Source organism: Lentzea sp. NPDC058436 (assembly GCF_042721515.1).
In the GTDB taxonomy this organism is placed as follows: Bacteria; Actinomycetota; Actinomycetes; order Mycobacteriales; family Pseudonocardiaceae; genus Lentzea.
This window is the reverse complement of record NZ_JBHXLF010000043.1, coordinates 1-7,026: the sequence shown is the minus strand read 5'-3', so window position 1 is coordinate 7,026 and position 7,026 is coordinate 1. Positions and strand designations below refer to the sequence as shown.

The following is a 7,026-nucleotide window of genomic DNA, read 5'->3' as shown; positions in this document are numbered from 1 at the left end:
TTAGCAAGCTGGCCGGGCGGTGGGGTCCCATCACGAGTCGCGCCATAGCTCTTGCTGCACCTGAGGGGTGAGGTCAAGTCGACACGCTCTTCGTCGACTTGACCTGACCCCTCGGGTGTGGCCGACTCCGGCGCGCTAGACGGGGGAGCCACCACCGCAGACGCAACCACCAACCCAACAGCAAGCCGCCACACAAAACAGGCGTGCCATCAACCCGCACACGGCGCTGGACCGGCTCCTTTGGGAGTGTCGGGAGTCTGAGGGCAGAGCCCTCAGCCAACGCACGCAACAGCAACACCCGCAAGCAACGCCACCACCTACGAACAACAAACAGGCAGCCGCCAACGCAACAGGGAGACGACCCACAAAACCGACGCGCCTCTAAATCCTCAGCGAAGCAAAGCACCCATCACTTGACCCCGGCCGCGTCCATCCCCCGCAGCTCCTTCTTCAGGTCCTGGATCTCATCCCTCAACCGAGCCGCCAACTCGAACTGCAGATCCCGAGCCGCGTTCATCATCTGATCGGTCAACGACTGCACCAGATCAGCGAGCTCGGACCGAGCCATCCCAGCCCGCTCGTGCGAGGCGACCACCCCGGAAGACCGTCCACCCTCCCCGGTGGCCCGCTTCCCACGGGAGGCGTTCCGCCCAGACCCACCAACAGGAACCTCGTCCTCCACCTCGGAGTACACGGCTTCCAAGATGTCGGTGATCTTCTTCCGAAGCGGCTGCGGATCGATCCCGCGCTCGGTGTTGTAAGCGACCTGCTTCTCACGCCGCCGGTTGGTCTCCTCGATCGCGTGCCGCATCGAGTCGGTGATCCGGTCCGCGTACATGTGGACCTCACCGGACACGTTGCGAGCGGCACGGCCGATCGTCTGCACCAGCGAGGTGCCGGACCGCAGGAACCCTTCCTTGTCCGCGTCCAGGATCGCCACCAGCGACACCTCGGGAAGGTCGAGCCCCTCCCTCAACAGGTTGATGCCGATCAGGACGTCGAACTCGCCGAGCCTCAACTGACGCAGCAGCTCGACCCGGCGCAACGTGTCGACCTCGGAGTGCAGGTACCGGACCCGGATGCCCAGCTCCAGCAGGTAGTCCGTCAGGTCCTCGGCCATCTTCTTGGTGAGCGTCGTGACCAGCACGCGCTCGTCGCGCTCCGCCCGCTCGCGGATCGAGTGCACCAGGTCGTCGATCTGGCCCTCGGTGGGCTTCACGACGACCTCGGGGTCGACCAGGCCCGTGGGGCGGATGACCTGCTCGACGAACTCGCCGCCGGACTGGCCCATCTCGTACGGGCCGGGCGTCGCCGACAGGTACACGACCTGGCCGATGCGGTCGGCGAACTCCTCCCAGGTGAGCGGGCGGTTGTCGAGCGCCGAGGGCAGGCGGAAGCCGTGTTCGACGAGGTTGCGCTTGCGGGAGGCGTCGCCCTCGTACATGCCGCCGATCTGCGGCACCGTCACGTGCGACTCGTCGATGACCATCAGGAAGTCGTCGGGGAAGTAGTCGAGCAGCGTCGCCGGTGCCGTGCCGGCGCCGCGGCCGTCGATGTGGCGCGAGTAGTTCTCGATGCCGTTGCAGAAGCCGACCTGCTTCATCATCTCCAGGTCGTACTGGGTGCGCATGCGCAGGCGCTGGGCCTCCAGCAGCTTGCCCTGGCGCTCCATCTGCGCGAGCGTCGTCTCCAGCTCGGCCTCGATGTCGCGGATCGCGCGCTCCATGCGCTCCGGGCCCGCCACGTAGTGCGTCGCGGGGAAGATCCGGAGTTCCTTGACCTCCTTCACCACGTCACCGGTGAGCGGGTGGAGGTAGTAGAGCTTGTCGATCTCGTCGCCGAAGAACTCGACGCGGACCGCGAGCTCCTCGTAGGACGGGATGATCTCGACCGTGTCGCCCCTGACGCGGAACGAGCCGCGGGTGAACGACATGTCGTTGCGGGTGTACTGCACGTCGACCAGCAGGCGCAGGAACGCGTCCCTGTCGACCTCCACGCCCGTCTCCAGCGGGATCGAGCGGTCGAGGTACGACTGGGGCGTGCCGAGGCCGTAGATGCACGACACCGACGCGACCACGATGACGTCGCGCCTGGTCAGCAGCGACATCGTGGCCGAGTGGCGCAGGCGCTCCACGTCCTCGTTGATCGAGGAGTCCTTCTCGATGTACGTGTCCGTCTGCGGGATGTACGCCTCGGGCTGGTAGTAGTCGTAGTAGCTGACGAAGTACTCCACCGCGTTGTGCGGGAAGAGCTCCTTCAGCTCGTTCGCCAGCTGCGCCGCCAGCGTCTTGTTCGGCGCCATCACCAGCGTGGGGCGCTGCAGCTTCTCGACCAGCCACGCCGTCGTCGCCGACTTGCCGGTGCCGGTGGCGCCGAGCAGCACCACGTCGCGCTCGCCGGAGCGCACGCGGCGTTCGAGGTCGGCGATCGCCGCCGGCTGGTCGCCCGCCGGCTGGTACTCGCTGACCACGTTGAACTGCCCGTCGGTGCGGACGATGTCGCCGACGGGACGGTGTTCGGAGTGCGCCTTGACGGTGCTTTCCTCTGGCGGGAGCTCGGTTGCGAAAGCCACGGGAAGCACGTTACGCCGGAGGTCTGACAATTTCCGATTAAGCCTGGTCAGAGGCCTAATCACACGGGCAACAGCAGCAGTCGCAGCAGTTGCAGTCGCAGTTCGGCCCGCAGTCGCCGCCGTCACAACCGTCACGCCGCTTGTCGCTCCACGGGCCGGGGAACGGGTCCCGGCAGCAGAACTGGCACGTGCCGCACATGTAGAGGAACGCGCCGCAGCCCTCGAAGCAGCCGCGCGGCTGCCGCTGCCAGTTCAGCCTCGGGTACGCCCACAGCCCGCTGCCCGGATCCGACCAGCGGTGCTTGTCCGGCGGGTACTGGTGCCGCTTGCGCTTGCCGAAGACCCGGACGACCGACTCCTCCAGCTCGTGCGCCATCAGCTTGTGCATGAGGCGCCCGTCGGCGAACTCGACCTCCTTGAGCGCCAGCCTGATCCCCGCCAGGGCGTCCAGGCAGAGCCGGTGCGCCTCCTCGACGGACGTTCCGGTGGCCAGCAGCGGGTTCCACGCGCCAGAGGCACGGTCCTCCTCCAGGTCCTCCGCGGCGTCGATCAGGTGTGCCACCCGTCCGAACAGCCGCCCGACCTCGCGCAACGGCTCCACGTTGCCCGGCCTGCCGGCGATGATCGCCGTCTGCCCGACGGCGAACGCGGTCGCGGTCTCCGTCGGCTCGGTCACGACGAGCACGGAGCTGCCCAGCCCGGCCCCGGCCTCCACGTCGGACTGCCGCCGGACCGCGTCCACCATCACCGAGGCGTCGAACCCGAGGTCGGACGCCGTCTCCAGCCCCTTGGCGGCCCAGCGCCGCGCCATCGCGCGCCCGGCCCAGGGCACCTTGCCGGCGAGCCCGTCGCCGTCGTCCACGTGGTCCTGGATCTTCAACGACGCGAGCACCAGCGACACCGACGCCGCCAGCCGCGTCCCGGATCCGATGGCCACGTCCGCGGACTTCATGCCGCGCAACGCACACGGCCCGGCGGACCGTCGTGAGACCGCGGTCTGCGCCTCCACCGCCGCCGAGATCATCAGCCCGTCGTAGTTCGTGACGAGCCGCGAGAGATGGCCGTGCTCGTCGCGCAACGACAGGCACATTCCACAGAGGTGTGAGAGCCACGCGGACCGCAGCTCAGCGCCCATTCTGTTGCGACAGGGGCGGATGATCCCGAACATGCGCGGCATCCTAAGTGGCCACGAGGCCCGGCGATGGCAGTATCGCTGACGTGGCACACATCCATCCGCCGAAGATCGAGTACTTCGACCTGGACGCCAAGAGCAACACCGATCCCAAGGGGCAGTTGAGAAGCGTCGACGAGTTCCGCCTCACGCCGACCGGCCTGTACATGTTCCGGCCGCTCGCGGGGCATCCGAAGATCTCCCACTTCGAGAGCTGGTTCCTGCCCAAGCTCAACGTCAGGGTGACCCGACAGTCGTGGCATCCGGGCCACCGGCTCGACTTCGACTTCTACGTCGACGTCGTGGAGATCAACGCCATCGGCAGTGTCTGGAAAACAACCGATCTGTACCTCGACCTGATAGTCCGAACGGGCCAGAGCGTGACTGTTTTGGACACGGACGAGTTGATCTCCGCAGTTCAGCACCAGTTGATCTCTCCAGAACGCGCGCAATGGGCGCTGGAGACCACCTACTCGGCGGTGTCGGGCATTTCAGCGCACGGTCACGATGTAGTCCGGTGGCTCACCTATTCGGGTTGCCCCACGACCTGGCGCTGATACACAGAGTGTAGTCGTCATCTGACCGTGACGTAACAAATCAACCCGGCGTGTAACTGGACGCACTTATTTGACTACCCTCGGCGGCGTGGGAGCGGTCACTACACCTCAGTTGGTCGATGTCGTCGACACCATTTCGGGCGTGCGCTCATATTCGTCCGGCGGCTCGCGGACACTCAGTTCGTGTTATGTCGAACGGTGGGGTCTGCGAATCGAACATCCCACACCGGAAGACCCGTTCTCCGACTCCGAGGTCACCTGGCTGATGCCCGAACTGGGCGTGCGGCTGACCACTTACCGCCCGCGTTCGCGGCACGCGCGCAGCAGCCCGAGCGTGCTGTCGGCGGTGCGGGTCGAGCGCGACCACCGCCACTGGCAGACCACCGACCTGTTGCTGGGCCTGGCCGTCCCCGGCGGCACCACGGCCCGCATCGTGCGCAGCGAGGACTTCGCCGCCGCCGTCGCGGGCCGCGTGCTGCGACCGGGCGACGCCGACCAGGCGCTGCGCACGGTCCACCGCACCCTCGAAGAGCTCAGCAACGTCAACCACAACCTCACGTCGTGGCTGACGTGGCAGGGCATCTACGACGCCTGGCCGCCCCTGTAGGCCTCGACGCGCCGCGCGGCCGCCACCATCCAGGGTTCCTTGGCCTCACCGTAGGCGAACCCGTCGGCGTCGGCCGCGAACCGTCGTGACAGCTCCAGCTTGAGGTTCGCGTACTCCTCGCGGGCCTGCGCATCGTGCCGCAGCCAGTCGCGGAAGTCGACAGCCCACCGCCAGTTCGCGGCGCCCTCGACCCGCAGGTGCAGGTTCACCCGCCGTCCGGGATCGGCGCCGGCGTGCAAGCGCTTGTCCCACACGCCCTCCCCGCGCACCGTGTCCTCGTACGGCCCCACGTACGGGAATCCGGCCTGCGCCAGCGCGTCCCGCAGCCCGTCGGCGGTCTCCATGTCCTCGACAGCGAGCTGGAAGTCGAGCACGTCCTTGGCTGCCAGCCCCGGCACCGACGTGGACCCGATGTGCTCCACACGCCGCCCACCGGCCGCCAGACCGATCCGCCGCGCGATCCGGCTCGCCTGCGCGGGCCACGTCTCGTCGTACGGCACGACGACCGGCTGGCCGGAGGCGTAGGACTGCGCGCGCACGTTCTTCTCGAAGCCCACCAACCGATCCCACAACGCCGTGACGTCGGGAACCTCGCCGCTGTTGTCCAGCCACACGTCCGCCACGGCACGCCGTTGCTCGTCAGTGGCCTGCGCGGCGATCCGCTTCTCGGCGTCCTGCCGATCCATGCCCCTGCTGCCGACCAGTCGCTCCAGCCGCGTGGCCGAGTCCGCGAACACGACGATCACCAGGTGGTAGAAGGCCGCCATGTCCCGTTCCACCAACAACGGGATGTCGTGCACGACGACCGCGTCCTCGGGCGCCTCCGCCATCCGCTGCCCGGTGAGCGCCCCGATCCGCGGGTGCGTGATCCCGTTGAGCGTCTGCCGAGCCTCCTCGGTGGCGAACGCCTTGGCAGCCAACACCGCCCGATCCAGCGTGCCGTCAGCGTTGAGCACGTCCTCGCCGAACGCCTTGACGACCTCTCGAAGCCCGTCAGTACCGGGTTCGAGAACCTCACGCGCCAACTTGTCCGCATCGATGACAACGGCACCGCGCTCCACGAGCAACCGCGCGATCGTCGACTTCCCGGACCCGATTCCCCCGGTCAACCCCACCCTGAGCATGCCGCCCAGGTTAGACGGGCGGCGTCATCGACTGCTGGGCGAGCACCGGCAGGATCGCGATCAGCTTCTCCTTGGGGATGAAGTTGTTCCGGCTGCGCACCACGAACGTCGACTTGCCGAGCGACCCGATGAGCAACTGCTCGTCCTTGCCCTCGACCAACATCCCCTTCTGCTTGCCGACGTCGACCTCGGTGACCTTCGCCCCCTCGGCCCGCTCGGCCTCAACGCTCTCCGCCACCCGAGTACGAGCCGTCAGATCGTCCGTGTACGTCGACAACCCGATGACGATCTTCGCGTCCGGCAGGTTCCGCTTCTCGGGAATGCCGTAATAGCAGTCGATCTTCCCGGTCCGCCCGATCCCGGGCTCCTTGATGCCGACGATGATCCGAGGCTCCCCAGGCAACTCCTGCCCGAGCGTCGCGTTCATGACCTCAACGGGCACCACGAGCTCGCAGTCGTCAGGCAGCGCCGGACGATCCACCATCACCGGAGTCCGCGACGGCGTCGTAGGCGGCGTGATCTTCGGAATCTGCGGCGGCGGCGCCTGAGTCTGCGGCAACGCAGTGGAGCACCCCGCACAGACCGCCAGCACACCCGCGCCCAGTGCCACGAAGAACTTGTTCCCACGCATAGGTTTGTCAACCTACACAACGAGGTTGGGCCTCCACCACAGAGTGAACGGGTGGACCTCGGCGCGCTTGTGGACGGAGGCCAAGTGGGTGGCGCGACAACACGGGCGAGGGGTAGGGAGAGGGCAGGCGCGGCGGGGCGGCGGGAGGGAACAGGCGCGAGAGGGGGCGGCGGGAGAGGGCGGCGGAGGCAACGACGGTGGGGCGGCTGGAGGCGAGCGTCAGTCGATGGGTACGCCTGATGGCCCGCGATGCCGAAGGCGAGCCGTCTTTAGCAAGCTGGCCGGGCGGTGGGGTCCCATCACGAGTCGCGCCATAGCTCTTGCTGCACCTGAGGGGTGAGGTCAAGTCGACACGCTCTTCGTC

At 67.5% G+C, this 7,026-nt stretch carries 6 protein-coding genes; 2 read left to right on the top strand and 4 right to left on the bottom strand.

The window, feature by feature from the left end:
• Positions 1-409: 409 nt before the first annotated feature.
• Both uvrB and ACFWN2_RS45895 read right to left on the bottom strand, forming a co-directional pair.
• Positions 410-2,572 (bottom strand): excinuclease ABC subunit UvrB, encoded by a 2,163-nt coding sequence (gene uvrB / locus ACFWN2_RS45900; RefSeq protein WP_382437055.1) that lies wholly within the window; start codon positions 2,570-2,572, stop codon positions 410-412.
• A 55-nt stretch (positions 2,573-2,627) separates the two neighbouring features.
• A complete protein-coding gene (locus ACFWN2_RS45895; RefSeq protein WP_382437053.1) occupies positions 2,628-3,740 on the bottom strand; it encodes a DUF5685 family protein in 1,113 nt (370 codons plus the stop codon).
• 14 nt (positions 3,741-3,754) lie between these two features.
• Between ACFWN2_RS45895 and ACFWN2_RS45890 the strand changes: the two genes are divergently transcribed.
• Together ACFWN2_RS45890 and ACFWN2_RS45885 are read left to right on the top strand one after the other, a co-directional pair.
• Positions 3,755-4,300 (top strand): DUF402 domain-containing protein, encoded by a 546-nt coding sequence (locus ACFWN2_RS45890; RefSeq protein WP_382437052.1) that lies wholly within the window; start codon positions 3,755-3,757, stop codon positions 4,298-4,300.
• Positions 4,301-4,565: 265 nt separating this feature from the next.
• The gene (locus tag ACFWN2_RS45885; protein ID WP_382437051.1) at positions 4,566-4,907 is read left to right on the top strand and encodes a hypothetical protein; all 342 of its coding nucleotides are present in this window, start codon (positions 4,566-4,568) and stop codon (positions 4,905-4,907) included.
• Here ACFWN2_RS45885 and coaE read toward each other — a convergent pair.
• Both coaE and ACFWN2_RS45875 read right to left on the bottom strand, forming a co-directional pair.
• Positions 4,883-6,031 (bottom strand): dephospho-CoA kinase, encoded by a 1,149-nt coding sequence (gene coaE / locus ACFWN2_RS45880; RefSeq protein WP_382437050.1) that lies wholly within the window; start codon positions 6,029-6,031, stop codon positions 4,883-4,885. The two genes, ACFWN2_RS45885 and coaE, sit on opposite strands and share 25 nt — an antisense overlap.
• 10 nt (positions 6,032-6,041) lie before the next feature.
• Positions 6,042-6,662, bottom strand: coding sequence for a hypothetical protein (locus ACFWN2_RS45875; protein ID WP_382437049.1), 621 nt, complete (start codon positions 6,660-6,662; stop codon positions 6,042-6,044).
• Positions 6,663-7,026 lie beyond the last annotated feature (364 nt).

Excerpts from the sequence above, each read along its gene's own strand:
- ACFWN2_RS45895 (WP_382437053.1), bottom strand. The coding sequence starts at position 3,740 with ATGTTCGGGATCATCCGCCCCTGTCGCAACAGAATGGGCGCTGAGCTG.
- ACFWN2_RS45885 (WP_382437051.1), top strand. The coding sequence starts at position 4,566 with ATGCCCGAACTGGGCGTGCGGCTGACCACTTACCGCCCGCGTTCGCGG.
- coaE (WP_382437050.1), bottom strand. The coding sequence starts at position 6,031 with ATGCTCAGGGTGGGGTTGACCGGGGGAATCGGGTCCGGGAAGTCGACG.
- ACFWN2_RS45875 (WP_382437049.1), bottom strand. The coding sequence starts at position 6,662 with ATGCGTGGGAACAAGTTCTTCGTGGCACTGGGCGCGGGTGTGCTGGCG.